Origin of the sequence: Pseudofrankia sp. EUN1h, from assembly GCF_001854645.1 — a bacterium.
Classification (GTDB): domain Bacteria; phylum Actinomycetota; class Actinomycetes; order Frankiales; family Frankiaceae; genus Pseudofrankia; species Pseudofrankia saprophytica.
On record NZ_MBLN01000058.1, the window covers coordinates 265,740 to 290,624 of the forward strand.

20 protein-coding genes are annotated in these 24,885 nt (G+C 71.9%); 4 read left to right on the plus strand and 16 right to left on the minus strand.

The annotated features are described in order from the left end of the window. Positions 1-358: 358 nt before the first annotated feature. The 4 genes from BCD49_RS21405 to BCD49_RS21420 form a co-directional block, all read right to left on the minus strand. Entirely contained in the window at positions 359-1,063 is a 705-nt protein-coding gene (locus BCD49_RS21405) for a hypothetical protein (protein WP_007513886.1), read from the minus strand. A gap of 453 nt (positions 1,064-1,516) precedes the next feature. After that, positions 1,517-1,858, minus strand: a complete 342-nt coding sequence (locus tag BCD49_RS21410) for a hypothetical protein (RefSeq protein WP_027140766.1) — start codon at positions 1,856-1,858, stop codon at positions 1,517-1,519. 284 nt (positions 1,859-2,142) lie between these two features. After that, complete coding sequence (locus BCD49_RS21415) at positions 2,143-2,913, minus strand: methyltransferase domain-containing protein (RefSeq protein ID WP_007513889.1); 771 nt, start codon at positions 2,911-2,913, stop codon at positions 2,143-2,145. A 54-nt stretch (positions 2,914-2,967) separates the two neighbouring features. Continuing rightward, the gene (locus tag BCD49_RS21420; protein WP_071041812.1) at positions 2,968-3,714 is read right to left on the minus strand and encodes an SDR family oxidoreductase; all 747 of its coding nucleotides are present in this window, start codon (positions 3,712-3,714) and stop codon (positions 2,968-2,970) included. 83 nt (positions 3,715-3,797) lie between these two features. Here BCD49_RS21420 and BCD49_RS21425 point away from each other — a divergent pair, with 83 nt between their 5' ends. Beyond that, on the plus strand, positions 3,798-4,268 hold the full coding sequence (locus BCD49_RS21425) for an RrF2 family transcriptional regulator (RefSeq protein ID WP_007513893.1): 471 nt from the start codon (positions 3,798-3,800) through the stop codon (positions 4,266-4,268). A 22-nt stretch (positions 4,269-4,290) separates the two neighbouring features. On the opposite strand, the gene BCD49_RS21430 is transcribed toward BCD49_RS21425, so the two are convergent. The 3 genes from BCD49_RS21430 to BCD49_RS21440 all read right to left on the minus strand — a co-directional run bounded on the left by BCD49_RS21430 (position 4,291) and on the right by BCD49_RS21440 (position 9,445). Then, entirely contained in the window at positions 4,291-5,571 is a 1,281-nt protein-coding gene (locus tag BCD49_RS21430) for a cytochrome P450 (protein WP_007513895.1), read from the minus strand. Between the two features lie 267 nt (positions 5,572-5,838). Continuing rightward, the gene (locus tag BCD49_RS21435; protein ID WP_157845237.1) at positions 5,839-6,963 is read right to left on the minus strand and encodes a low temperature requirement protein A; all 1,125 of its coding nucleotides are present in this window, start codon (positions 6,961-6,963) and stop codon (positions 5,839-5,841) included. A 706-nt stretch (positions 6,964-7,669) separates the two neighbouring features. Further along, positions 7,670-9,445, minus strand: a complete 1,776-nt coding sequence (locus tag BCD49_RS21440; protein WP_051466316.1) for a SpoIIE family protein phosphatase — start codon at positions 9,443-9,445, stop codon at positions 7,670-7,672. 303 nt (positions 9,446-9,748) lie between these two features. On the opposite strand from BCD49_RS21440, the gene BCD49_RS21445 reads away from it, so the two are divergent. Beyond that, positions 9,749-11,515, plus strand: coding sequence for a cholesterol oxidase substrate-binding domain-containing protein (locus tag BCD49_RS21445; RefSeq protein WP_007513900.1), 1,767 nt, complete (start codon positions 9,749-9,751; stop codon positions 11,513-11,515). Between the two features lie 34 nt (positions 11,516-11,549). On the opposite strand, the gene BCD49_RS21450 is transcribed toward BCD49_RS21445, so the two are convergent. From BCD49_RS21450 to BCD49_RS21465, 4 genes are all read right to left on the minus strand, one after another. After that, positions 11,550-13,376 (minus strand): glycoside hydrolase family 15 protein, encoded by a 1,827-nt coding sequence (locus tag BCD49_RS21450; RefSeq protein WP_007513902.1) that lies wholly within the window; start codon positions 13,374-13,376, stop codon positions 11,550-11,552. 333 nt (positions 13,377-13,709) lie between these two features. After that, on the minus strand, positions 13,710-14,192 hold the full coding sequence (locus BCD49_RS21455; protein WP_007513906.1) for an SRPBCC domain-containing protein: 483 nt from the start codon (positions 14,190-14,192) through the stop codon (positions 13,710-13,712). Continuing rightward, complete coding sequence (locus BCD49_RS21460) at positions 14,189-14,524, minus strand: ArsR/SmtB family transcription factor (protein ID WP_027140767.1); 336 nt, start codon at positions 14,522-14,524, stop codon at positions 14,189-14,191. The genes BCD49_RS21455 and BCD49_RS21460 overlap by 4 nt, the downstream gene beginning before the upstream one ends. A 53-nt stretch (positions 14,525-14,577) precedes the next feature. Further along, positions 14,578-16,659, minus strand: a complete 2,082-nt coding sequence (locus BCD49_RS21465) for an ABC transporter ATP-binding protein (RefSeq protein ID WP_007513910.1) — start codon at positions 16,657-16,659, stop codon at positions 14,578-14,580. Between the two features lie 200 nt (positions 16,660-16,859). Here BCD49_RS21465 and BCD49_RS21470 point away from each other — a divergent pair, with 200 nt between their 5' ends. Further along, the gene (locus tag BCD49_RS21470; RefSeq protein WP_007513912.1) at positions 16,860-17,879 is read left to right on the plus strand and encodes an arabinose dehydrogenase; all 1,020 of its coding nucleotides are present in this window, start codon (positions 16,860-16,862) and stop codon (positions 17,877-17,879) included. Positions 17,880-17,937: 58 nt separating this feature from the next. On the opposite strand, the gene BCD49_RS21475 is transcribed toward BCD49_RS21470, so the two are convergent. The 3 genes from BCD49_RS21475 to BCD49_RS21485 all read right to left on the minus strand — a co-directional run bounded on the left by BCD49_RS21475 (position 17,938) and on the right by BCD49_RS21485 (position 21,532). Then, complete coding sequence (locus BCD49_RS21475; RefSeq protein WP_083401605.1) at positions 17,938-20,217, minus strand: DUF6541 family protein; 2,280 nt, start codon at positions 20,215-20,217, stop codon at positions 17,938-17,940. Between the two features lie 225 nt (positions 20,218-20,442). Beyond that, positions 20,443-20,958 (minus strand): TspO/MBR family protein, encoded by a 516-nt coding sequence (locus BCD49_RS21480; RefSeq protein ID WP_007512039.1) that lies wholly within the window; start codon positions 20,956-20,958, stop codon positions 20,443-20,445. A 106-nt stretch (positions 20,959-21,064) separates the two neighbouring features. Then, positions 21,065-21,532: a Dps family protein gene (locus tag BCD49_RS21485; protein WP_071041813.1), complete on the minus strand. Its 468-nt coding sequence runs from the start codon at positions 21,530-21,532 to the stop codon at positions 21,065-21,067. Positions 21,533-22,282: 750 nt separating this feature from the next. On the opposite strand from BCD49_RS21485, the gene BCD49_RS43190 reads away from it, so the two are divergent. Then, positions 22,283-22,642, plus strand: coding sequence for a hypothetical protein (locus BCD49_RS43190; RefSeq protein ID WP_131803537.1), 360 nt, complete (start codon positions 22,283-22,285; stop codon positions 22,640-22,642). 86 nt (positions 22,643-22,728) lie between these two features. On the opposite strand, the gene BCD49_RS21490 is transcribed toward BCD49_RS43190, so the two are convergent. Together BCD49_RS21490 and BCD49_RS21495 are read right to left on the minus strand one after the other, a co-directional pair. Continuing rightward, positions 22,729-24,006 (minus strand): sensor histidine kinase, encoded by a 1,278-nt coding sequence (locus BCD49_RS21490; protein ID WP_071041814.1) that lies wholly within the window; start codon positions 24,004-24,006, stop codon positions 22,729-22,731. Continuing rightward, entirely contained in the window at positions 24,003-24,659 is a 657-nt protein-coding gene (locus tag BCD49_RS21495; RefSeq protein WP_007512045.1) for a response regulator transcription factor, read from the minus strand. Before BCD49_RS21495 ends, BCD49_RS21490 begins: the two co-directional genes overlap by 4 nt. Between the last annotated feature and the right edge of the window lie 226 nt (positions 24,660-24,885).

The following is a 24,885-nucleotide window of genomic DNA, read 5'->3' on the forward strand; positions in this document are numbered from 1 at the left end:
CCCACGGGTACGGTCGATAACTAGCGGCAGTCGGGACGCAACCCGTCCGGTCGCGGTGGCCAGCCGGAGTTTTCCGGCATCGCCTGGTAGGGCAGGTGCGGGGCGGACGCCAGCGGAGAGCCCGCGGGCGCGGACGCCACGGCCGAGACCGGCGACGCACGATGCGGACGGGACGGCCTCGCCAGACTCTGCGACCGCATCCTCACGGACGTCGCCGGCCTGGCCGGCGGCGAGGACGACCTGCGCCTGCTCGCCGTCGCAACTCCCTGACCCACAGGCCGTCCTCGGGCGCCGGCGTCGCGAGGTTCGAAAAGCTGATCGTCGTTCCTGCCTTCCGGTGGTCGCCCACCAGACCAGGTCAGGCCTTAAATTGAATCTCGAACCAGTGCCGTATGTGTTCGTCGGTATGAGTACGGCCGATGCGGATTGCCTCGCCGATCAGCACACGGAGATCTGCGGGGTAGTAGTCCTCGTTCCTGAGAGTCAGCTCGCGCAGGACGAACCGGCGCACGGCAAGGTCTTCATTCGACACGAACTCGCGCAATATGGCTTCACGCCATGCTGCGCGCAGGTCCGCCAACGACGCCCATTCCGCCGGATCCACCGGCTCCATGATCCCCACTGCGTGGGCTTTGTGCCGCCAGGGCATGCACGTCCAATACCATGCTCGAACCGCGCCGGCACGCTCGGCATTTGTCCCGCCGCGGAGGAAGCCGAGCAATGCGGTCTGGACCCGACGCCGGCCGAAATTTTCCACGGCCGGCCTGATGAACTGGGCGTTGAAGCTTGGATCCGGCTCATAGACCCCTGCCCGGACAAGTGCCTCGAAGAACTGTTCCGGCAGCTTGTCGTGCTCTCGCAGTCTGCGCCGGATGGCAGCCCTGGCCGCGTGTTGCCAGGCCCGGGTCCCGGGCTCCGTCGGCCGGATGTCCGCGCGGACGAGGCTCGCAAGATCCACCAGATGACGGCGATATATGGCGGCGACATCCCCGGCGCACGGGGGTCGCGGCTTGGGTGCCTCCGGGGGCCGCTCCAGTGCGTTCGCTGTTTCGTCCGCGTTCATGGCCATCCATGTCGAACAGGTCCGTGTCGGCGTTGGGGTTTCGCCGGCCCACGTCGCCGGTCTGCCAGGCCGTACCTTGATCTCGCGCCTCGGGACACGCTGGATCCAGCTTGCGAGGTGCCCCAGCGACGTCTGCCTGGCACCCGCGACGGCGGCCCAACCAGCGTGGCAGTGACGCAGGCCCAACCCCTCCGTGATCGCCGGTTGCGCCCTGCCATGGCTGCCAGCGGGGCCAGGCCATGGCCACCGGAGGGCGCGAACAGTGATCAAGCCTCAGGCCGACCACCAGGGCAGCGATGGTGAACCTCACGTCGGCGTTCCTGGCCGAATCCAGTCAGAGCCTGTGGCGCCCGTAACGGCCCATCCGGCGCCACAGGCCATGGCTCGATCCCATGCCGACGGAAGGACAACCGACGCCGGTGCCGGCGTCGGTGCCCCGACGGACGTCGAAAATCAGGTGCAGGCGTTCTGCAGCGCGGTGCCCGCGCTGATCAACGGGGTGTTGTCGGGCATCTGCGGCGTGGTGGAGGTGGAACTGGAAAGGTTCCCGACGAACGTGCCCAGACCGTCCATCGCCTCGGCGACCTGCAGGCCGGCCGTCTTCACATCGCCGCTCGCGCCGTTGGCCGTGGCCCGGATCGCGGCCGCCTGGTCGTGGTAGGTCTTCGCCATCGCGGTGGGATCATTGACCTGCGACATACTGGTCGTGCCGAGATCCTGGATAGCCTTCTGCATCGACGTGCAGGCAGCGGCGTTGTCACCGCTGCTCGAACAGGCCGCCGTCAGTCCGAACATTCCCGTGAGGGTTCCGACCGCGATTGCCGTCGACAGGCGGYGGGGTGCACTTGGCATGTGACGTCCCTTTTCGTTGCTTTTGGGAGGAATCTGCGCACACGGTACACCGCCCAAACCGGGCAGCCTCAGCGGCCTCACGTGCGGCCGGCGCGCATGGCCAGCTCAGGCACCGAGAAGGCGTCGCCGGGCGACGGCCTGCAGAAGTCACCTATCCACATGTCGGGTTTCCGACACGCGGATGCGTCACCATCCCGTCCCGCGGAGGTGGGGCCGGGGCCGAGCCCTCAGCGTTTGTGCCCGACGGCGAAGACGCGACGGAACGGCAACAGCACTCGGCCGGCGTCGTCGACTGGGAATGCCTCGGCCAGGCGCCCTTTCAGTTCCCGCTCGAACGCGGGGCGCAGGTCGGCCGGCAAAGCGGCGAGGGTGGGCCGCAGGCTCGTTCCGGAGATCCAGGTGAAGACCGGGTCGGGTCCGGTCAGCACGTGCAGGTAGGTGGTCTCCCAGGCGTCGGCGATGAGGCCCTCGGCGGCCAGGGCACGCAAGTACGCCGCCGGGTCGTGCGCGGCCCCCGCCTCGACGTCGGCCGTGTGGGCGGCATACGGCGGCTCGGCGGCGAGCTGGGCGCCCAGCGTGTGGCTCGGCGCGGCGAAGTTGCCCGGCACCTGGAACGCGAACCAGCCGCCCGGCGACACCGCCCGGGCGAGCGCGGGCAGGAGATCGAGATGGCCCGAAACCCAGTGGAAGGTGGCGTTCGAGACCAGCACGTCGACGCTGCCGGCCGGCGCGGCGCTCACCCAGTCGCGCAGGTCGGCGACCCGCCAGGTGATCCGCTCGTCCGTGGCCTTCGCGATCATCGCCGAGCTGCTGTCGACGCCGACGACGCGGGCCGCGGGCCACCGGTCGGCGAGCAGGGCGGTCAGGTTGCCGGGGCCGCAGCCCAGGTCGACGACGGTGGCCGGCTCGGCCGAGACCCTGGCCATCAGGTCCGCGAACGGCCGGCCACGCTCGTCGGCGTAGGTCAGGTAGCGGTCCGGGTCCCAGGTATCCGCCATCGCAGCCTCCAGGCCACCCGACTTCAGAGCAGTAGCAGGCTAACCCTCATGGGCTCACCGCGCTCCGGCGGCCAGCCAGGCGTCGAAGGTGGTGGGCATGATGCGGGCGCCCGCGCCGGGCAGCATGGCGTTGCCGGCCATGCCGAGGCCGTGTACCCCCTCCCACGTCGGCACGAGCCGGATCTCCCGGCCGCGTGCCGCGTAGGTGCGCCGCGCCATGTCGACCAGGTCCTGGGTCTCAGGGCCGGCGATGTCGAGCCGCTCGCGCCGGGGCTCACCGACGGCGGTCTCGGCCAGGACCGCGGCGACGTCGGCGGGGGCGATCGGCTGCATGAGCAGCGGTGCGACGACAGCGGTGCCGTCCCGCTCGGTCCAGGAGGCGACCATGGCGGCGAAGTCGTGGAACTGGGTGGCGCGCACGATCGTCCACGGCACCGGTCCCCGCTCCACGGTGGTCTCCTGCGCCAGCTTCCCCGCGTAGTGCGCGTTCGCCGGCGGCTCCGACATGCCGACGATGGACAGCGGCACGTGATGCCCCACCYCGGCGCGCTGTTCCGCGGCCAGCAGGTTCGCGGTGGTGGTCGTGAAGAAGTCGACGACCGTAGTGACGTCCTGTGCCGGGGTGTTCGAGCAGTCGATCACGGCCGCCACGCCGTCCAACGCCTTGTCCAGCCCCTCCCCGGTCAGGACGTCGACGCCGAGTGACCGGGCGACGTCGACCACCTCGTGCCCGCCGTCCCGGAGGACCTCGCTGGTGAGCCGCCCGATCCGGCCTGTGGCTCCCACTACCGCCACCCGCATCGCTACCTCCCGCACGTCTGGCTATTGCGGAGAAAACATATCCTAAATCTCCTAGATCCCGCCACCTCCGATACGGTGGCGGCGTGAGGCTGCCGGAGAGCACCGAGTGGCTGTTGCACTGCGCCGTCACGCTCGCCCTGCTGAAACCCGGGCAGGCGGCCTCCGCCGGCCAGCTGGCCGGCTACTACGACCTGCCTCTGCCTTCGCTGGCCAAGCAGCTTCAGGCGCTCGTGCGTGCCGGCGTGCTCACGGCGACGACCGGCCCGCGAGGCGGGTTCCGGCTGGCGCGGGACCCAGCGGACATCACGGTCCTGGAGGTCGTCGAGGGGGTCGACGGCGCCGCCGCCCCCTACCGGTGCCGCGAGATCCGGCAACACGGCCTCGGCGCCCTGCCCACCGAGGACTGCGCCGCCCCGTGCGTCCTGGCCACCACCATGGCCCGGGCGCATCAGGCCTGGCGCGACAGCCTGGGCTCGGTCTCTCTCGCCGACATCGTCAGCGACCTTCCACCCGGCGCCCCCGGCCGCACCCGCCGGTTCCTTCCCGGGCGGTGAGCCGCCCGTGCCTCACTGATCGCTAGCGCACGGTGAAGTCGCAGGCCAGCCGCTTGACGCCGTTGATGAAGCTGCTGGCCAGCCACTCGGGCTCACCGACCGCCCGGATGTCGGGGGCCTGGGCGAACAGCTCCCGCCACATCACCGAGATCTCCCTGCGGGCCAGGTGGGCGCCGAGGCAGAAGTGCGGGCCGGCGCCGCCGAAACCGAGGTGGGGGTTGGGGTCGCGGCGGACGTCGAACCGGTCGGCGTCGGCGAACACGGCCTCGTCGCGGTTCGCCGACGAGTAGAACAGCAGGACCTTGTCGCCGGCGTGCAGCCGCTGCCCCGAGACCTCGACGTCCTGGGTGACCGTGCGGCGCATCCAGCGCACCGGGCTCGACCACCGGACGATCTCCTCGACGGCGGTCCGGCTCACCCCCGCCACGTCGCCCCGCCAGGCGGCCCGCTGCTCGGGGAACGCCGTCAGCGCGAGGAGCGCGTGGCTGATCGCGGTGCGGGTGGTCTCGTTGCCGGCGACCAGCAGCAGGATGAAGAACGAGGCGATCTCGCTGTTGTCGAGGCGTTCGCCGTCGACCTCGGCGAGGGCGAGCGCGGTCGTGAGGTCGTCGGTCGGCGCGGTCCGCCGGCGCGTCGCCTCCTGGTTCAGGAGGTCGGCGAGCTCCGCGCCGGCGCCGAGCAGGGCGGCCACGATGTCGGCGCCCTCCGGGACGTAGTCCGGGTCACCGGAGCCGAGGATCACGTTCGTGCAGCGGAAGACGTCGCCGTACCGCTCCTGCGGCAGGCCCATCATCCGGCAGATGACCTCCAGCGGGAGCCGGGCCGCGACCCGCGAGACGAAGTCACCCGGCCCCTTGGCGACCAGGTCGTCGACGATCGCACGGGCGATCGCGGCGATGTCCTGCTCCGTCTGGGCGATGATGCGCGGCGTGAAGGCCCGGGAGACGATGCGCCGCAGCCGGTGGTGCCGCGGCGCGTCGAGGTTGATCATCCCGCCGAAGAACTCGAGGAACTCGGGCGGCAGGTCCGGGATCGAGGTCGCGCCGCGGGCCGAGGAGAAGGTGCCCGGCTCCGAGCTGATCCGGACGATGTCCGCGTGCCGGGTGGCCGCGTAGTAGCCCGGCCCGGTCGGGATCAGCTCGCTCACGGACGACGGCTCGCGGTAGAACGGCAGGCCCGGCCGCCCGCGCAGCCGGGTGAACGCGGCGTCTATCTCGGCACGAGGCCGGACCCAGAAGGAGAGGTCGGAGAGGTCGACGTCGTCGACCGCCCGAATCGGACCGGCACCGGTGGCGGCTGACATGACTCTGCGTCCCTCCTGACGTGCGGCTGACCTGCCCTCTTCCGCTGCCACCATCTACGCGTCCGCGACGCTTCGTCGTCCCGGCGCGCCGCCCGCCGACGACGAGCCGTGGCCGTCCGGGTTCACGCCATCCGGCGAGGCCCCGGTCCCCGGTAAGTGTGACCTGGATCGCAGGACCTGGTGATCGGAAACGGCATACAGGTCTCCACGAGTCTCGCGTTCCGGTTCGGCGGCGGCCTTCCCCGAGCTGGTCGCCGGGTGGGTCAGTCAGCCGGCGGCGCGGCGCGCCCGGGCCTCGAGCCCACTCGGGGCGAGCAGGATGGCGGCCAGCGCGGCCAGCTCGACCACCGGCGAGACGTGGCTGCCCAACCACGGCACAGCCAGGCAGACCAGCGCCGTGACGGCTCGCGGCCCCGCCGGCGCGAAGCGCAGCGCCCGACGGAACGCGGCCGACCCGAGCGCGAAGGTCGCCGTTCCGATCGCGATCAGCATGGCGGAGGCGGTCGATCCGCGGGCCAACAGGTCCTCGCTGGACAGTCGGATGCCCGCCGCCAGCAGCAGGACCCCGAAGATCATTATGTAGTGGGCAAGGAAATAGCCGGTGATGGCCAAGATTGGGCGCCGCCGCGGGTCGGCGTTCCGCATGGCCGTGACCGCCCGGTCGTCGTCCCCGCCGAAGTACCACCACCACATGACGGTGAGCACGACGAGCCCGGCCAGGGCCCCGGCTATCAGGCGCGGGACGATCCGGCTCTCCTCGCTGGCCAGGGCCACCCCGACCAGCGACTCGCCGAGCACGATGAGAATCACCAGGCCGTGCCGCTCGCCGAAATGGGCCGCGTTGATGTCGAAGTTGCTTTCCAGCCGGACGAGGAACGGCGTCACCACCTGGACCAGCGCGGCCATCGTCCACAGCACCGGCACGACCCGTCCACCACTGAACCCGGCGGCCAGAATGAGACCGGTACTGAGCAGGTTGGACGGCAGGAACCGGGCGACCGCCCGGTAGGCCGCCCGCCCGGTGAACATGATGAACCCGGCGGCGTGGACGAGAATGACGGCCAGGTAGGCAAAGCCGAACGTGATCCCGCCACCGTGAAACGCGGTCGGCACCGCCATGGCGACGACGAAGAACGCGGCCATCCCGAACAGCAGCACCGCCCGACGGCCCGAGGTGTTCGGATCGTTGGTGTTGGTCAGCCACGCGAAGCCGCCGTACATCCAGAAGATGACCGACAGCTCGACCGCGGCCCGTCCCACCCCGGCCAGATCGGCCGACCGCACGATCACGGCCGTGGTCTGGGTGACGGTGAAGACGAACACGAGATCGAAGAACAGCTCGGTCGTCGAGACCCGGGACGGGGCGATCGACGGACGGCTCACGTCGGTCACGCGGGAACCGGACCCCTCCCAGCCAAACGACCCCAAGTTGCCTGCCTCGGCGACCCGCTGGTCCGCCGGCCTCACCGGCACTGGTTCGGGCAGGCCTGCCCGGTCGTCCGGACGGTGCCATGCGTGATCCTCCTGCCGGCGACCGAGCCGCTGCCTGCCCCCGAAGCTCTGGACGTGACCGGCGGCGCGGAGCGACATTCCCACTCTAATCACCGCGATCTGCCCCCGGGCATTCACCGACCACATGTCGCGGCCTGCTGCCGTGTCCGTGGGGAACGGTCGGCCGGCCGTCGCCACCGCTTCGGGTTCACGCCAGGCCGTACATGAGCACGGCGGTGCCGAACGGCGCCCCGCCGCGGCCGGTCGGTATTACTGGGTCTGACTCTCCTGTCGGCGTCGCCCGCGGCCGACCCGGTTGGTCGGTCGGCGCACCGAGGGCATGGTCCCGTCGTGGGCTTCCCGTGAGCACGAGCGCGGTTTCCCGCCACGGCCGGGAGGAATTCCCGCGCCGTTCGGGACCGGTCGCGGTGCGCACCGTGAACGTGATTCACCCGGCGGCCGGAGACGTCCCAGTGGACCATCAAATATGAAGCCCGTCTCACCCCTCCGCGAACATGATTCATTTCGCGGTGATGGACCTGGCAGGGACGCCACGGAGTTCCCTCCGTTCCCGCCGGCCGGTCCACGGCCCGACCCGGCGACACGGTCAGGCCGGGTTAGTCCCGGTGAGCCGGACGAGCAGGACGGCGATGTCGTCCTGCTGGGGTTCGTCGCCCGCCGCCTGCCGGGTGAGCGCGTCGGCCAGTCCGTCCAGGTCGGGGTGGGCGCCGCCCGCATGGCCGGAGACCGGCTCAGGGGTGTGGCCGGCGAGCAGGGCGGCGGCCTGGTCGATGCCCTCCTCGATATCCCGCCCACGCCGCTCGACCAGCCCGTCCGTGTAGAGGAGCAGGGTCGAGCCGGGTGGCACCGAGAGGCTCGCCTCGCCGCGGCCGCCGGCGTCCATGACGCCGAGCAGGAGCGAGTTCGCGTCGGCGAGCGGCTCGACCGTGCGCTGCCCGGTGCCGTCGACGGTGCACAGCAGCGCCGGGAGATGCCCGGCGTTGGCGTAGCTCAGCGTCGCCCCGCCGCCGGGGTCCGGCGCCAGGACGGCGTAGAAGACGGTCGCGAAACTGTCCATGCCGAGTCCCTGGACGACCCGGTCGAGACGCTCGAGCACCTCCCCGGGCCCGGCCAGCTCCCAGGCATAGGCCCGCAGCATGCTGCGCAGCTGCGCCATCGTCGCCGCCGCGGGCAGGTCGTGGCCCATGACGTCGCCGATGGCGATTCCGACCCTGCCGTCGGGCAGGAGCAGGACGTCATACCAGTCGCCGCCGACGCGGACCGTGTCGCTGGCCGGAAGGTACCGGGCGGCGAAGGACAGGGCGGGCACGGTTGGCATCTCGGGCAGCAGGCTGCGCTGCAGCGTCTCGGCGACCGTGTGGGCGCGCACGTACAGGCGGGCGTTGTCCAGCAGCAGGCCGGCGCGCCGGCCCAGGTCGACGGCCAGGTCCAGGTCGTCCCGGTCGTAGCGGCGGCCGGACGCCGCGGTCGTGATCAGGCGAAGCACGCCCACGACCTGGCCGCGGGCCAGCAGCGGTACCGCGAGAAACGAACGCGGTCGCATCCGGCGGTAGGCGTCGAGCTCGGCGGCGCTGGTCGCGGACCGCACCATGTCGTCGTCACGGACCTCGGGCACCAGGACCGGCCGACCGACGGACAGGACCCGGCCGACCAGTCCCCATCTGGTTCCCGGCAGGCCACGGGCGGCCTCGCCCGCCAGGAAGTCGGCCTCGATGCCGGGGTCGAGACCGGCGAGCGCGGTCCGGCCCGACTCGTCGCCCCAGGAGGCCAGGTCGACCACGGCCAGGTCGGCCAGCCTCGGCACCAGCACCCTGGCCAGGGCCCGCAGGGCGGCCGGCCCCTGCCGCAGCGCTCCCGACATGACGTCGGTGACCTGTCCGAGCAGCTCCAGGCGGTCGTGCGCGGCCCGTTCGACCCGCGCGGCCCATTCGGCGGTGGACCGCGCCTGCTGCTCGCGGACGAGGAGTTCCTCCCGCCGGGCCCTCGCCTCGACCCGATCTGTCACGTCGCTCTGCACGCCGACGAAGTGCGTGAGCCGTCCGTCCCGGTCGAGGACGGGGGCCAGCGCGATCTCGCTCCAGAAGGTGCTGCCGTCCTTGCGGTAGTTGAGGATCTCGACCCGGGTGGGCCGGCGCTCCCGCTGGGCGGCGCCCAGCCTGGCGGCGGCCGCCGGGTCGCTGCGCGGGCCCTGCAGGAAGCGGCAGTTTCGCCCGACGGCCTCGGCGAAGGAGTAGCCGGTGATCCGGGTGAAGGCGTCGTTGACCCAGGTCAGCGGGGTGTCGGGCTGGTACGGGTCGGCGAGCGTGAAGCTCACGTCCGTGCTCCGCAGGACACGTTGGTAGAGGTCGTCAGCCGCCGCCATCCCCAGGGACCCATCCGCCGGGCCGCCGGATGCCATCCGGTGGTGCCCGGCGCGCCTCGATCGACCGGGCACCTCACAGCCCGGCGACGCACGATCATCCCACCCTTGCTCACCGTACGTGTCGTCGCGATTTCGTCGCGCATCCACTCCTCCACCTTAGGTCCGACTCGTCACGACGGCCGCTCGGCGACCGATGCCCCGCGCGGGACCTCTTGACGAGCCGAGGGGCGTCCGAGATCATCTCCCCCGCGCCACGTTTTTCTGACGGACCATCAGATTTGAACCAGTCAACAAAGGGGCATCATGACTCGTCACCACGAGCCCGCACCCCACCGTCCGGACGAGGATCCGGGCCGGAGCCACGCCTCCCGTCGGGCCGTCATCGCGGGAGCGGGCCTGACCGCGTTCAGCCTGCTGCAGTGGACGCCCGCCTTCCGGCTGACGCCGGCGGAGGCGGCCACCCCCGCGCCCCCGAACTTCCCGACGTCCGTTCCCCTGTACCTGCAGGCCTTCCAGAACTGGTCCGGCGAGATCAAGGTCGACAACCTGTGGACCGCCGCGCCCGCCTCACCCGCCGACGTGGTGACCATGGCGAACTGGGCGCATGCCAACGGCTGGCGATTACGGCCGCGGGGCGCGCGGCTGAACTGGTCACCGCTGGTGGTACCGGCGGGCGCATCGGGCGTCGTGCTCGTCGACACCACCGCACACCTCACCGCGATCACCGTCCACGCCGGCAGCCCGGCATCGGTGACCGTCCAGCCGGGCGCCACGGTGGACGCCGTGCTGGCGGCGCTCGAACCGGCCGGCTACGGGGTGACCGCGACCCCGGCGATCGGTGAGAACACAATCGGCGGAGTGCTGGCGGTCGGCGGGCGCGGGACCGGGATAGCCGCACAGGGCGAGACCCTCCCCGCCGGCCACACCTTCGGGTCGCTGAGCAACCTGGTGGTCTCCCTGACCGCGGTGGTCTGGGACGCCGGCCAGAACCGCTACGTGCTGCGCACCTTCCAGCGCGGCGACGCCGAGGCCGGCGCGCTGCTCGTCCACCTCGGCCGGGCCTTCATCACCGAGGCGACGCTGCGGGTGGGGCCGAACCGGCGCCTGCGCTGCCAGAGCTGGTTCAACGTCAGCGCCGACACGTTGTTCGCTCCCCCGGCCTCGGCCGGGGCCCAGTCGTTCGCGAGCTACGTGAACTCCAGCGGCCGGGTGGTGTGCATCTGGTTCCCGTTCACGGCGAACCCGTGGCTGCGGGTCTGGACCGTGAGCCCGAACAAGCCGGTGCTGTCCCGGCAGGTCTCCAGCGCGTACAACTTCCCGTTCAACGACATCATCCCGCAGCAGGTCTCGGACCTCCTGACACAGATCATCACCGGCGACGTCTCGCAGACGCCGACGCTGATGCAGACCCAGATCAGCCTGGTCGGTGCGGGCCTGGTCTCGACGGCGAGCTGGGACATCTGGGGCTGGTCGAAGAACCTGCTGTCCTACGTCAGATCGAGCACGCTGCGGATCACGACCACCTGCCACGCGATCCACACCCGGCGCGCGGACATCCAGCGGGTGGCCGCCGAGTTCTACGCCTTCTACAAGGGCAAGCTCGCCGAGTACCAGGCGCGCGGCCAGTACCCGATGAACGCCCCGGTGGAGTTCCGCGTCACCGGTCTCGACAATCCTGCCGACTCGCTCGTGCCCGGCGCGCGCCCGGCGCTCCTGTCACCGCTGCGGCCGCGGCCGGACCACCCCGAGTGGGACGCGGTGGTGTGGGTCGACGTGGTGAGCGTTCCCGGCACCCCGTACCAGGACCAGTTCTACCGGGAGCTGGAGACGTGGCTGCGCAGCAACTACGCCGGCGCCTACGCCGCCGTCCGGCCGGAATGGTCGAAGCGCTTCGCGCACACCGACGCCGGCCCCTGGACCGACCCCGCGGTGCTCGGCACGACGATTCCGGCGAGCTACTCCGCCGGCGCACCGGCCGGCGCCGACTGGAACGCCGCCCGGGCGATCCTGTCCGCACTGGACCCGCACCGGGTGTTCAGCAACGCGTTCCTGGACACCCTCCTACCCTGACCCAGCCGCGGCGGCCTGCCAGGCAGCACGGCCGTCAGCCGAGGGCGCGGTCGAGGTTGAACGCGGCGCTGATCAGCGACAGGTGGGTGAAGGCCTGCGGGAAGTTGCCCTGCTGCTCGCCGGTGCGGCTGATCTGCTCGGCGTACAGGCCCACGTGGTTGGCGTAGGTGAGCATCTTCTCGAAGGCGAGCCGCGCCTCGTCGAGCCTTCCGGCCCGGGTGAGCGCCTCGACGTACCAGAACGAGCAGATCGAGAAGGTGCCCTCCTCGCCGCGCACGCCGTCGGGGCTCGCCGCGGGGTCGTAACGGTAGACCAGCGAGTCGGACACCAGCTCCTCGCCGAGTGCGTCCAGGGTGGACAGCCACTTCGGGTCGGTGGGCGAGACGAACTTGGCCAGCGGCATCATCAGCACCGAGGCGTCCAGGACGTCGTCGTCGAGGTGCTGGACGAACGCCCGCCGGTTCGCGGACCAGCCGCGGCGCATGACCTGCAGGTAGATCTCGTCGCGGCAGCCCCGCCAGCGCACGATGTCGGCGGGCAGGCCACGGTGCGACGCCAACCGGATCGCCCGCTCGACCGCCACCCAGCACATCAGCCGCGAGTACAGGAAGTTCTTGCGGCCACCGCGGGTCTCCCAGATGCCCTCGTCGGGTTGGTCCCAGTGGTCGCAGACCCAGTCCACCAGCACGCAGACCTCGTCCCACAGGCCGCTGGAGATGGGCTGCCCCCACTTGTCGTAGAGGTAGACGGAGTCGAGGAGCGCCCCGTGGATGTCCAGCTGGAGCTGGTCGGCGGCGGCGTTGCCGACCCGGACCGGGGCGGAGTCCCGGTACCCGCTGAGATGGCCCAGCTCCTCCTCTGACAGCTGGCCGCGGCCGTCGATGCCGTACATGATCTGGAGCGGGCCGCGGGGGCAGTTGTCGCGCAACGTGACGCGCTCGGACAGGAAGTCCATGAACGCCCGCGCCTCGTCGGTGAATCCCAGCCGCAGCAGCGCGTAGACGCAGAACCCCGCGTCCCTGATCCACACGTATCGGTAGTCCCAGTTACGCTCCCCGCCGATCTGCTCGGGCAGGCTGGTCGTCGGGGCCGCCACGATCGCCCCGGTCGGCGCGTAGGTGAGCAGCTTGAGGGTCAGCGCGGAGCGGTGCACCATCTCCCGCCACCGCCCCCGATAGCGGGACGCGGCCAACCACCGGCGCCAGAACGCCACCGTGGCGGTGAACTCCCGCTCGGCCTCGGCATGCGGACACCCACGCGGCGCGATGTCACCGCCCACCCGGTCGAGGGCGAAGACCGCGGACTCCCCCTCCAGCAGCTTGAAGATCGTCCACACGTCCCGGCCGTCCCCGTCGAGCGGCACCGTGGCGGTCAGTGCGAGGGAGAGCGACGCCGACTCGAACAGCGTCGCGCCGCCCTCTGTCCTGACGGTGTGCGGCAGCCGGGCGTAGTCGAACCGGGGGGCCACCCGCGCGCGCATCGGAATGGACCCGCGCACGCACACCACGCGCCGGATCAGCCGGTGCCGGTCGCCCGCGCTCGCGTCGCCGATGATCGGCATGAAGTCCTGGACCTCGCCCACACCGTCCTCGGTGAAGAACCGGGTGATCAGGACGTTGGTGTCGGGGAAGTAGAACTGCCTCGACCTCGCCGGCGCGTCGGCCGTCAGCTCGAAGTGCCCTCCCCGGTCCGCGTCGAGGATCGAGCCGAAGACGCTGGGCGCGTCGAAGGAYGGGCAGCAGTACCAGTCGATGGTCCCGTCCGTGCCCACCAGGGCGACGGTGCGCAGGTCGCCGATCAGCCCGTGGTCGGCGATCGGCAGGTAGCGCGGGCCCCCGGCCCACCAGTCCTGCCCGGTCATAGACCTGTCGTTCCCCGGGCGGGCCGGCCGTGAACGGGCATCGCCGTTCGCCGTGCCGCTCCACCGTTTCGCACCGCACCGTCTCGGCGGGGTCGGTTCAGGTCGAGGGTGATCTGAAGTAGGTGGGGGGATTGGCCGCGATGTCCTGGAGCCGTTCGGGGAGGCGCCAGGTCACGTAGGCGGCGATGGTGGCTGCCCACACGGCGGTGACCAGCACCACGCCGCTCGTCGAGATCAGGGGTTCGAGGAGGGCGATGCAGACCCCACCGCGCGGCGGCGCGCATAGGTCGCGACCAGGTTTTGCGTGGGTGGCCGGCCTGGTGATGCCTGTGGCTAACGTTCCTGTGTGGTGCCGGTCTCGGTGAATCGGGCCAGCTGTTCGGTGACTGTGCCCCAGCCCTCCAGGAAGCCGAGGTCCTGGTGCCGGGCGCGGGCGGTCGGGTCGCCGTGGCGGACGACGATCCGGTAGTCGGTGCCGCTGGGATGGTCCAGGAAGGTGATCTCCGCGGTCATGGGTACCGGCGCGGGGACCGCGGGGCGCCAGGCGCTGTCGATCGCGTTGGTGAACACGAGGCGCTCAAGCTCATCGACGACCAGGAAGCAGGCGTCGAGGTGTGGGGTGAATTCGGTGCCGTCGTCGCTGAGCCGCGTCACGAAGGCGCCGCCGGGCCGTGTGTCGAGGCGGTCGACGCGGCAGAGCGTCGGAGCGGGAAGCCACCAGCGTTCGAGGCTGGCCGGGTCGGTCCAGGCCTTCCAGACAGCGGCGCGCGGCGCGTGGATGAGGCGTTCCAGCGAGAGGTCGAGGTCGTGGTTCATGCCTGCTCCTCGGGCGAGGTGACGAACTGGACGAGACGGTCGGTGCGGTCCTCCCAGCCACGCCGCTGCTCCGCCAGCCAGTTCTCGAGCGGCGCGAGGCCGTCGCGGTTGAGCTCGCAGGTGCGGACCCGGCCGGACTTCGCCGTACGGATGAGGCCGTTCTTCTCGAGCGTGCGGACATGCTTCATGAAGGAAGGAAGGGCCATGGGGAAGCCGTCGGCGAGGTCGCTGACGGTCGCCGGCCCGCGGCCGAGGCGGCCGAGCACCGCGCGCCTGGTCGGATCCGCGAGAGCCACGAGCAGCCCGTCGAGCCGCACCGAATACTGTTCCACGCGGCTAAGTATTGCGGGCCGCGATACTTAGCGCAAGAGCTAAGTGTCTGGCTCTACCGCGCGCCCTGAGCCTGGCCTGGTGCGGCCGGTGCTTCGGCCGCCGGAACCGAGGATGGTTCCGGATCTGGGGTGTCGACGAACTGGCGGGCCTGGAGGGTGAACAGGTCGTGGTAGATGCCGGGGCGGCTCATCAGCTCGGGGTGGGTTCCCTCGTCGACGACGAGCCCCTCGTCGAGCACGTAGATGCGGTCGGCGGTCCGGACGCTGGCCAACCGGTGGGTGATCAGCAGGACGATCCGGTCCCGGCCGAGCCGCTGGATCAGGCTGAACAGCGTCTGCTCGGCGCGGGCGTCGAGGGCCGCGGAGGGTTCGTCGGCGATGAGGAACGGGGCGTCCCGGTAGACGGCGCGCGCGCAGGCGATCCGCTGCCACTGGCCCCCGGACAGGTCATGACCGGCGTTGTACTGGCGGGCCAGCGAGGTGTCGTAGCCGTGCGGCAGCTTGTCGACCACCTCGTCCGCGCCGGTGGCCCGGGCGGCGGGGATGACGCTGTCCGGGCCGTCGGTCGCCAGCCGACCGACGCGGCCGACCGCGATGTTCAGCCGGGCCGACATGGGCCACTGGGTGTAGGACTGTGGGATCAGGCCGACCCGGTCCCGGACGCTGTCCGGGTCGACGTCGGCGAGGTCGACGCCGTCCCAGGTCACGGTGCCGGCGTCCGGCAGGTACAGGCCGGCGAGCAGCTTCGCCAGCGTGGACTTGCCGCTGCCGTTCGCGCCGACGAACGCGACCACCTGGCCCCGGCGCAGCTCGACGGAGACGCCGCGCAGCGCCTCGGTGCCCGTGTGCGGATAGCTGTAGGTGGCGCCGTCGACGCGGATGACGGTCGGGTTCACCGGGGCCGTCGGCGTCCGCCGCTCCGGGATCCGACGGGCCGCCTCCTCGATCCAGGCCCGGTACTCGCCGAAGTAGAGGAAGTTCTCGTAGGCGTCGTTGAGGCTGGACAGCGCGGTCGACAGGGCTCCCCGCCCGTTGCGGATCGCGAGGACCGCGGTGCCCGCCGCGGCGAGCGGCATCACCCCGGCGTCGAGGAGCAGGACGAGCATGCCGTACACGGCGCCGAGGGCGAGCCCGGCGACGCTCTCGCCGATCAGCCGGTACCGGACCTGGCCGCGGCCGACCCGCAGTTGCTCGGCCTCGTTCGCGCGGGCGAGCAGGGTGTACTCGTCGAGCAGGAAGCGCCCCAGCCCGAACGAGCGGATCTCGGCGGCGCTGCTCCGATCGATCATGTAATACCGCAGCATGTACTGCCGCCGGACCTGGCGGATGGTACCGAGCCAGGACGCGTACGCCAGCCGAGCCGAGCGCGCCGTCGCCCAGCCGTCCGGCAGGATCGACAGGACCAGCAGCGGCAGCAGGAGCGGATGCAGCACGCTCAGCACGCCGCCCGCGGCCACCATCCGCACGGCGGAGGTGAACACGTCGGCGGTGTTGTCAACGAGCTGGCGCCCGCCCGAGGCACCGCGCTCGGCGGCGTCCAGGTCGTCGACGAACCGTGGGTCGTCGAAGGCCATCACGGAGGTGCGGGTCGCGACGTCGAGCAGCCGGACCATGCAGACCCGGTCGATCCGCGGGCCGAACCGGCGCCGCAGCAGGCTCTCGACCAGGGACAGCGCGGTGCGCACGACTCCCGCACCCGCGACCAGCGCCAGCGCCGGCAGCGCCTCGCGGATCCGGTCCGGCGTCGGGCCCGCGCTCAGCAGCTCGGTGAGCGCGCCGGCCACGGCGAGCAGGCCGGCCGCCTCCGCCAGCCCGGACACCACCCTGACGGCGACCAGGGCCAGCAGCCCGGCGCGGTCGGCCTCCCAGGCGAGCGACCACGACAGCTTGAGCAGCCCCGGAAGCCGTCTGGCCATGGTGCGTACGCCGGTACGTTCCATCGTCTTCTTGTGCTTCGTCCACGCCCCGGTGGGGTCCTCGTCCTCCTTTCCGTACGTCAGGACGGGATCGTGGAGCGCGGCGCCGGGCGGCGAGCCGTCCTCCGGTGACGGACCGCTGGTCTCTTCGCCCCGCTCGGAGCTGGGAACGTCCCGCTGCGCCGGTAGCGCGCCCGTGCGGTCTGGGTTGCCGTCCACCGGTTCAGCGTCAGCGAGAACGCCGGTCCGAACCTCGGATTTTGGGGGTCTTTCGCTTCCCGCGCGCCGGTGGGCGCCCCTGCCACCATTTGCCCGGTTTCACTATCGGCTGCGTGTCCGGTCCCCGCCGGCCAAGCTCGATCCGGACGCACCGCCCGGCGACGGCGCCGTCCACGTGCCGAACCGACGAGGGAGCTTTCATGAAGGCTGTGCGGGTGTTACCGGGTGGTGGGCTGGAGGTCGCCGAGGTGCCGGTGCCGGAGGTGGGCGCCGGGGAGGTGCTGGTGAAGGTCGCCGGCGCCGGGCTGTGCCATTCGGACTGCCTGATCGCGGCGGCTCCCACGGTGTACCGGCCCGACGGAGCGGGATTCACGCTCGGTCACGAGACGGCCGGCTGGGTGGAGGCGGTCGGGCCCGGCGTGCGCGGACTGAGCGCGGGGCAGCCGGTCGTCGTGCACGCCGAGTACGGCTGCGGCCAGTGCCCGACCTGTGTCGCCGGCCACGAGCGGTACTGCCCGGTCATCAGGCCGGCGAGCGGCGCGGGCCTCGGGTTCGACGGCGGCCTGGCGGAGTTCCTCCGGGTGCCGGCGCGGACGGTGGTCGCGCTCCCCGACGGTCTCGACCCGACGGACGCCGGGCCGCTCGACGACGCCGGGCTGACGCCGTACCACGCGATCCGGTCGTCGATGCCGTGGCTGGGCGCGGGGGCCGTGGCCACGGTCATCGGCATCGGCGGGCTCGGCCACCTCGCCGTGCAGATCCTGCGCGCGCTCTCGCCGGCGACGATCGTCGCCATCGAACGCGACCCGCGCCGCCGCGAGTTCGCCCTCGAGCTCGGCGCCGACGTCGCCCTCGACCCGGGCGACCACGCGGCGGGGCGGGTCAGGAAGCTGGGTCGCTCGTCGTTCGTGCTCGACCTGGTGGGCGCCGACGAGACGCTCGCGCTCGCCGTCGCCTGCGCCGCCGAGCGCGGCAAGGTCGTCTGCGTCGGCGCCGCCCTCGGCTCCGTCCCCTTCGGGCTGATCCACGCCCCCTGGGAGTGCGTCCTGCAGAGCAGCTACTCCGGCGAGGCCTGGGAGCTGCGCGAGCTCGTCACGCTCGCCGCCGCCGGCAAGGTGCGCGTCAGCGCGAACCACATCTCGCTCGACGAGGTGCCGGCGGCCTACGAACGGCTGGACCGCTCCGAGCACGGCCTGGGCCGCACCATCGCCGTGCCGTGAGCCACCCCGGCCCGTGACCGGCCGCGCCGCCGGCGGGCCACGGCGTCAGGCCGCAGCGTCAGCGGCCCGCCGCGCCGGCCAGGGCGACGTCGAGGGTGGGTAGCACCCGCGCGGCGAGCCATCCGGGTCTGACGCCGGCCGCGCCGTCCGGCAGGCGCCGCCAGCCAAGACCGGGCGCGAGCAGGGAGAGGTCACCGGTCGCGCGCCGAACCAACGGGAACCGTTCCTCCCACCCGCCAGCATGCGGGTCGGCGCCCGCGGCGAACCCGACGACCAGCTCGGCCGGCGACGACTGACCGGCGGTGATCTCGTCCGGTCCGGTGATCGCTCCGGTCGTCAGGGCAAAGGTGTGGGTGAGCGCGCCGGCGCCATCGCTCCCGCCGGGAGGCAGGGCGGCGAGGTCCAGCGAACGGGTCTCACCCCCCAGCCGGATGTACATCCGCGCGCCGGCTCCGACGCTGGCGGGCGCGGCGGCGTTCCCCCCGGTCGCCGCCGCGGGCGGGCGGATGGTCACCCGGATCTCGACCCGGGTGCCGGTCACCTGGCGCAGCGGGACGAACGAGCCCCGGTAGCTGCCCGGGACATCCGCGTCGACGAGCTCGTCCGGTCGCAGCCGGTAGAGCGTGCGCCCGGGCATCCGCTCGGGAAGGGCGGCGACGGCGGGCCCGATGTCCGCCGCGTAGACGATGGGGCCGTCCAGCCCGGGGCTGTTGCGCAGGGTGTGGTACGGGACCTGGGTGTACCGGCTGGCCACGCCGGACGTGACGACGACCAGCGCCGGGCCGGGCAGGTCGTCCGGGACGAGCGCGTCCAGGAAGTCGTTGCCGGCGTCGACGTTGTGCTGCACGTCGATCCTGGCCTGCAGGGTGGGCACGGTGAGCGCCACGAACCCGACCGCGGTGAGCGCGAGCGCGGTCGGTCGGACGAGGCGGGTAGGCAGGCTGGCCCGCGCCGGGCGGGCCGGGCTGCTGGCCGGGCGGGCGGCGGGCGCGGCCGCCCGCCGCGTGCGCGGCCGCCCCGGTAGCAGGGTCCAGAGCCACCGGGCGCCGGCGGCGGCGAGGATGACCAGGGGCGTGAACCCGGCCAGGTGGTAGTGCGGGCCGAGGCCGTTGCGCAGGCCCGGCACGGCGAACGCCGAGCCCCACCAGAAGAAGTAGCCGGCCAGCACCGCGGCGGTCGTCGCGAGGAGCAGCAGGCGTTCGGGGCGTCGCCGGGGGGCCAGCAGGCCGACGGCGGCGAGAGCGACCAGTCCCAGGCCGCCGAAATACCAGCTCGGTGCCGCGCCCAGGGTGTCCCAAAGGGCCTGTTCGGCCGCATGCCGGGTGAACAGGAAGCTCGGTTCGGTGGGCAGGATGCGCCGCGCGCCGAAGCCGAAGGTGTCCAGCGGGTCCGAGGCCGACAGCGGCAGCCGCAGCGGCGATCCCGTCACGTGCCAGCAGTAGGCCAGCAGGACGGCGACCAGCGGCGCGGCGCCGAGGGCGGCCCAGGCCGAGCGGGTCAGCAGCCTCCGGGGGGTCCGCCGCTGCCGCGCGGCCACGAAGAGCACCAGGGGCAACATGACGAGGACCACGTCGTACGGCCGGTTGAGCAGCGCGAACCCGACGAGCGCGCCGCCACCGATGAGCGCCGGTCGTGATCCGGTACGGGCCCCGCGTAGCAGGAGGGCACTGGCCAGCGTGAGCACTGCCGCGCAGCAGGCGTAGGCGAGCGGAAGAGCCGTGTGCAGCAGGACCAGCGGCGAGAGCGCGAGGAGCACGGCGGCCACGAGGGCCGTCCAGACGTCGTCGAACAGCTCGCGGGCGAGCAGGTAGGCGCCGATGACCCAGCAGGCCGCGACCGCCGCGGGAGCGACGGTCATCGTGCCGAACAGCGCCTGGGAGACGGCGAGCAGCGCGGGCCAGCCCGGCAGGTACTTGGTGAAGACATGGTTGCCGTGGACGCCGGTCAGCCACGGCTGGAAGAACGGCTCCACCACCCGCGCGTCCAGCGTGAGCCGGCCGTCGAGCAGCATCCGCGCCTGCAGGACGTAGGCGGCCTCGTCGGCGTCGCCGGAACCGCGTGGGTAGAGGAAGGCCTGCAACAGGAGGCTGCCGACGAAGGAGCAGAGCGCCAGCAGCAGGACCGCCGCGGCCGGTGCGCCGATCCGGATCCGCCGGAGCCCCCGACGCCCTTGGAACGCCTGAAGCTGGAGCCCCTGAAGCCCACGGAGCCCTCGGGGACGCGGCGGGAGGTCCTGAGCCGGTCCGCCGGGCCCGGTCCGGGCGTCGACCGGTCCGGGCTGTGCCGGAATACCTGACTCGGGGGCGACCGCTTCGGGTGCTGACGAGTCGATGGTCATCGCGACATGCCGCGTCCGGCCCTCACCATCATGAAGGCCTCACGGCCCAACCCCGTCGTCCCCGGTCATGCGTCCGCACCATCCGTCGCCCGCCTGTCCGCCGGCCCCGTCTCACGGCATCCGTAACAACCAGCGCATTCGCGCCAACTGGGATGATAGAGAGTGCGCCAGTCCAGGCAGGAGAGGGTTCCTCCGGCCGGAAGCCGCGCGAACGCCGGGTTTCGATCAGGCGAACAGCCGCCCGCGGGACGAAGATCGCGGGCGGTCGGCAGAGTCGGGATTGCGGGTGGCGATCGCGGCGTTCAGTGCGGTGGCGAAGCCGGTCCAGGCCACATACGGCAGCAGCGCCGCCGCGGCTGGCCGGTCGGCCCGCCAGGCGCACGCCAGCAGCGCCAGGTTGGCCGCGTCCAGCGCGGCGATCTCAGCCAGCGCCCAGCGCGGGCGCCTGGCCCGGAAGAACAGCGGCGTCCAGCCGGCGTTCAGCGCGAGGTCGATCGCGAACACGCGCCGCAACCGCCGCCGCTGCTGCTCCTGGGCGGCACCATCCAGCGCACGGGCGCCGGCGAACGCGATCAGCGCGTACAGCGGGGTCCAGACGGCGGGGAACGCCGCCGGAGGCGGCTGCCAGGCGGGTTTGTCCAGAGTCCGGTACCAGTTGGAGTCAGGGCTGGTGGCGACGGCGCCGAGGGCGGCGGCGCCCGCCGTGGCCAGGCCGGTCCTGACGAGAGTCGGAACGCTCATCCTGGCCTGATACCCGGCGGACGCCCAGCATCTCCGGCACCGAGCATTCCCGGGCACCGAGCATTCCCGGGCACCGGGCGTCCCCGGACATCGGGCCCGGACTAGGTCAGATCATCGCCTGGAACATCCAGTGCTGCATCTCCAGCTCCTTGAGCGCACCGATGATCAGGTCCTGGGTGACGGGGTCCGGCTCCGCGGTGGCGTCCATCCGGCCACGCATCCGGGCGACGACCTCGGCCAGGACGTCGGTCATCAGCCGGACGACCTTCTCGTCCTGGACATAGCCGGACTCCACGCCGTGGATCTGACCGCGGTKGGCGACCGTGGCCACCTGACCGTCCGGGTTCACCCCGATGGCCACCGCGCGCTCGGCCGCCAGATCGGTGTGGCGGCGGGCGACGTCGACGACCTGGTCGAGCTGGCGGTGAATCGAGCGGAAGGTCCGGCCGGTCACGTTCCAGTGCAGCTGCTTCGCGAACAGCGAGAGGTCGATCAGATCGACGACCATGGCTTCCAGGGCCTCGCCGGTTATGGTGCGCGCGTCGTCTGACAGCGGGCTGCGAATGGCACTCATGGAGTTCCTCTCCTCGCGATGGCGGTCAGGTCCTTGTCTGGAAATGCCCGCAGAGAAGATCGTTACAGCGGCCTCGTACGCGTGACGGTGACGGGCCGGTCCGACGGTTTGGTCCCGGGCTGATACCGGACTGATACCGGACTGATGGAAGTGAGGAGAGGACGATCCGGGTCGTGGCCCGGCGCCGGGGCCGCCCGTGTCGGAACACCCTGAATGACCGGAACTCATCGCGATGGCCCTGACCGCCGAGTGCTCTCGTGCGGCACCACAGTCCCGGCAACGACCGGTCCGCCATCCCGCGTCGGCGTGTGCGGCCCAGGGGCGGTACCGGGCCGAATCGGTCCATGCCGGGCGTCGCTGACCCCACTCGACAGCCGGCTGGGGCAGACGCCCGCGACGGCCGTGTCCGGGGAGGGACGAAGACCGCATGATCCGCCGCACGGGCTCGCTGCGGCAGGTGGAATTGGGGTCCAGACCGGGTCTGGACCCCAATTCCACCTGCCCCGAGGATCTGCTCCGTCCGCGGGCGACGATCACCGCGGGCCGCGCCGTTCGTCGGACAGTCCTCCGCGACGCGAGGCGGCTGTCCTCTGGCCCGCGATCCTCGAGGTGGTCGTCGGGCGTCGTGGCGGATGTGGCGGAGTTGGGCGGCGAGTTGACGGGCGCGGGCGAGCGGCCTGACCGATTCGGGCGGCCTGGGAGTGCGGGATCGTTGCGCCAAAACGGTCACGGGCGGCTAGCATTCGCGCCATGAGCAGGTACCTGGAGAACGCTGCCCGCATGCTCGAAAAGGCCGAGAAAATGGCCGATGAGAACGGGATTGATTCCGGTGAATATCGCGTCTGCGTGGAACTTGCCCGCGAGTACCAGAGGCTTGCCGAGATCGAGCGGGGGCAGGCCCCAGCCCATTTCCTGGCACCAGGAACACCCAGGGATGAATTACAAGGTTACTGTCCGATGTCGGGGCAGCCGCTCGCGCCCGCTTCTGCCGGCGGTATTCGGATGACCTCGGACCGTCCTGGCGGCCGCGGCCAGGGGCGTAGCAGCGTGCTGAACTGCAACAATGGCTTCTGCGGTTTCCTGTCGACAGGGCAACCCCAGTGCGGATGATMGATTTTTGATCGCGCCTGTGGGTGTCGCGCGCGACGCCGCTCACCGCGGACGGCCGGCTGGCGAGCTGATCTGGGCCATCGCGATCAGGCCTGGTCCGGTGGATCGCGGTCGGGGGCCGCGGGCAGGGTCACGGTCACCACCAGGCCGCCGCCGTCACGGGCCTCTGCCCTGGCCGCGCCGCCGTGGGCCTCGGCCACGGACCGGACGATCGACAGTCCGAGCCCGGCCCCCTTGGCGGTGATCAGCCGTTCGGTCGCCATCCGGTGGAACGGTTCGAACAGCGACGGGACCTCGTAGGACGCCACCGCGGGCCCGGTGTTGGACACCTCGATCTCCACCAGGCTGTCGTCCCGGGCGCGACTGGCGACCCACACCTCGCCGCCGTCGCCGATGTTGTGCCGGACGCCGTTCTCGACCAGGTTGTGCACCAGCCGCTCCAGCAGCAGCGCGTCGCCGCTCGTCGGGGCCTCGGTCGCCGACTCGTGCACGACGATCCCGGCGCGTTTCGCCTCCGGCGCGGTCTGGCCGACGACGTGGGTGACCACGTCCGCCAGATCGACGGGCCGGCGCGCGGTGATCTCCTTCTCCGAGCCCGCCAGCAGCAGCAGTCCACTGATCAGCCGCTCGTGCCGAAGGTTGATCTTCAGTAGATCGTCGCCCAGCTGCTTCACGTCCTCGGAGGCCGACCGCCGGTGCATCGCCACCTCGACGAGGGCGCGACCCACGGTGAGCGGGGTGCGCAGCTCGTGGGAGGCGTTCGCGATGAACCGGCGCTGCCCGTCGAACGACCGGTCGAGCCGTTCCACCATCGTGTCGAACGCGTCGGCCAGCTCCTTCACCTCGTCGTGCGGGCCGCGCAGGGCGATCCGCTCGTGCAGCCCCCGGTCGGCCGCCGGCGCGGCCGCGATCCGGCGGGCCGTGTCGGTGACCCGGTGCAGGGGCGCGAGGACCCGACCGGCGACCAGCCAGCCGAAGCCGGCCGCCGCGCCGCCGACCACACCCAGCGCGATCCCGCCCTGGACGAGCAGCGACCTGGTCGCCGCGCGGCGAAGCTGGTTCTGCTGGTCCCGCAGCCAGCGCTCAGCGTCCGCTCCGGTGATCAGAGTGTCGCTGCCATCCGGGGAGGACGTCTGCCTGCCGAGCGAGGTGGTGGTCGTCACGTTCCCGTTGGACTCGACCCGCTGGGCGAGCACCTTCGTCCCGGATCCGCGCATCTGCTGCTGGAACAGCGCATACGTGGCGCCGAGCAGCACCACCCCGGCGACCAGGAACAGCCCGCCGTAGATCAGCGTCAGCCTGGTCCGCAGCAGGYGGCGCCGGGACGACGACGGTCGGACGGCGGTGGCGGTGGCAGCGGTCATGAGATTCGATAGCCGACGCCGGTGACGGTCTCGACAACCGGCGGGTCACCGAGCTTGCGGCGCAGTTTGAGGATGGCCAGCCGCACCGCGCCGGTCAGCGGGTCGGCGTGCTCGTCCCACGCCTTCTCCAGGAGGAACTCGGCCGACACCACGGCGCCCTTCGCCCGCAGCAGCTCGGCGAGGACGGCGAACTCCTTGCGCGACAACGGCACGTATCGGCTGTCCCGGAACACCTGCTGGCGGGCCGGGTCCAGGGTGATGCCCGCTCGGTTCAGCACCGGTGGCGCGGCCGGCCGGGCGCGCCGGCCCAGCGACTGGACCCGGGCGGCGAGTTCCGCGACGGCGAACGGCTTGGTCAGATAGTCGTCCGCGCCAAGGTTGAGCCCGTCGACCCGGTCGGTGACCTCGGCGGCGGCGGTGAGCATCAGCACCCGGGCGGTCGCGCCGGAGGCGACCAGCTCCCGGCAGACATCGTCGCCGTGCACGGCCGGCAGGTCCCGGTCGAGCACGACCACGTCGTAGCTGTGGACGGTCAGCCGGTCCAGCGCCGCCTCGCCGTCGTACGCGACGTCCACCGCGTGTGCCTCGTCACGCAGCCACTCCGCGACCGCCTCCGCGAGCATCGGCTCGTCCTCCACCACCAGTACCCGCACGGCGCCACTCCGCTCATCCCGTCGACCCGCCGACACATGCTCGCCGACCACTCTGTTTCCTCACCGTTAGCGCAAGCTGATGATCTTGAAATCGCCCCGGTCGGAGGGCGGGCCACCAGCCGCCGACGGCGGCCATGGAAACGCCGGCGAAACGCCCCGGTGCGTTGCATCAGCGCTCGACCGGTCGCGACCAGCGCCGGTCGAGACAGAGCGACCTGGCAGGGAG

What these genes read in the sequence shown, in the direction of transcription:
- BCD49_RS21405 (WP_007513886.1), bottom strand. Translation starts at nt 1,063, where the DNA reads ATGAACGCGGACGAAACAGCGAACGCACTGGAGCGGCCCCCGGAGGCA.
- BCD49_RS21410 (WP_027140766.1), bottom strand. Translation starts at nt 1,858, where the DNA reads ATGTTCGGACTGACGGCGGCCTGTTCGAGCAGCGGTGACAACGCCGCT.
- BCD49_RS21415 (WP_007513889.1), bottom strand. Translation starts at nt 2,913, where the DNA reads ATGGCGGATACCTGGGACCCGGACCGCTACCTGACCTACGCCGACGAG.
- BCD49_RS21430 (WP_007513895.1), bottom strand. Translation starts at nt 5,571, where the DNA reads ATGTCAGCCGCCACCGGTGCCGGTCCGATTCGGGCGGTCGACGACGTC.
- BCD49_RS21440 (WP_051466316.1), bottom strand. Translation starts at nt 9,445, where the DNA reads ATGGCGGCGGCTGACGACCTCTACCAACGTGTCCTGCGGAGCACGGAC.
- BCD49_RS21445 (WP_007513900.1), top strand. Translation starts at nt 9,749, where the DNA reads ATGACTCGTCACCACGAGCCCGCACCCCACCGTCCGGACGAGGATCCG.
- BCD49_RS21455 (WP_007513906.1), bottom strand. Translation starts at nt 14,192, where the DNA reads ATGAACCACGACCTCGACCTCTCGCTGGAACGCCTCATCCACGCGCCG.
- BCD49_RS21470 (WP_007513912.1), top strand. Translation starts at nt 16,860, where the DNA reads ATGAAGGCTGTGCGGGTGTTACCGGGTGGTGGGCTGGAGGTCGCCGAG.
- BCD49_RS21475 (WP_083401605.1), bottom strand. Translation starts at nt 20,217, where the DNA reads ATGACCATCGACTCGTCAGCACCCGAAGCGGTCGCCCCCGAGTCAGGT.
- BCD49_RS21480 (WP_007512039.1), bottom strand. Translation starts at nt 20,958, where the DNA reads ATGAGCGTTCCGACTCTCGTCAGGACCGGCCTGGCCACGGCGGGCGCC.
- BCD49_RS43190 (WP_131803537.1), top strand. Translation starts at nt 22,283, where the DNA reads ATGAGCAGGTACCTGGAGAACGCTGCCCGCATGCTCGAAAAGGCCGAG.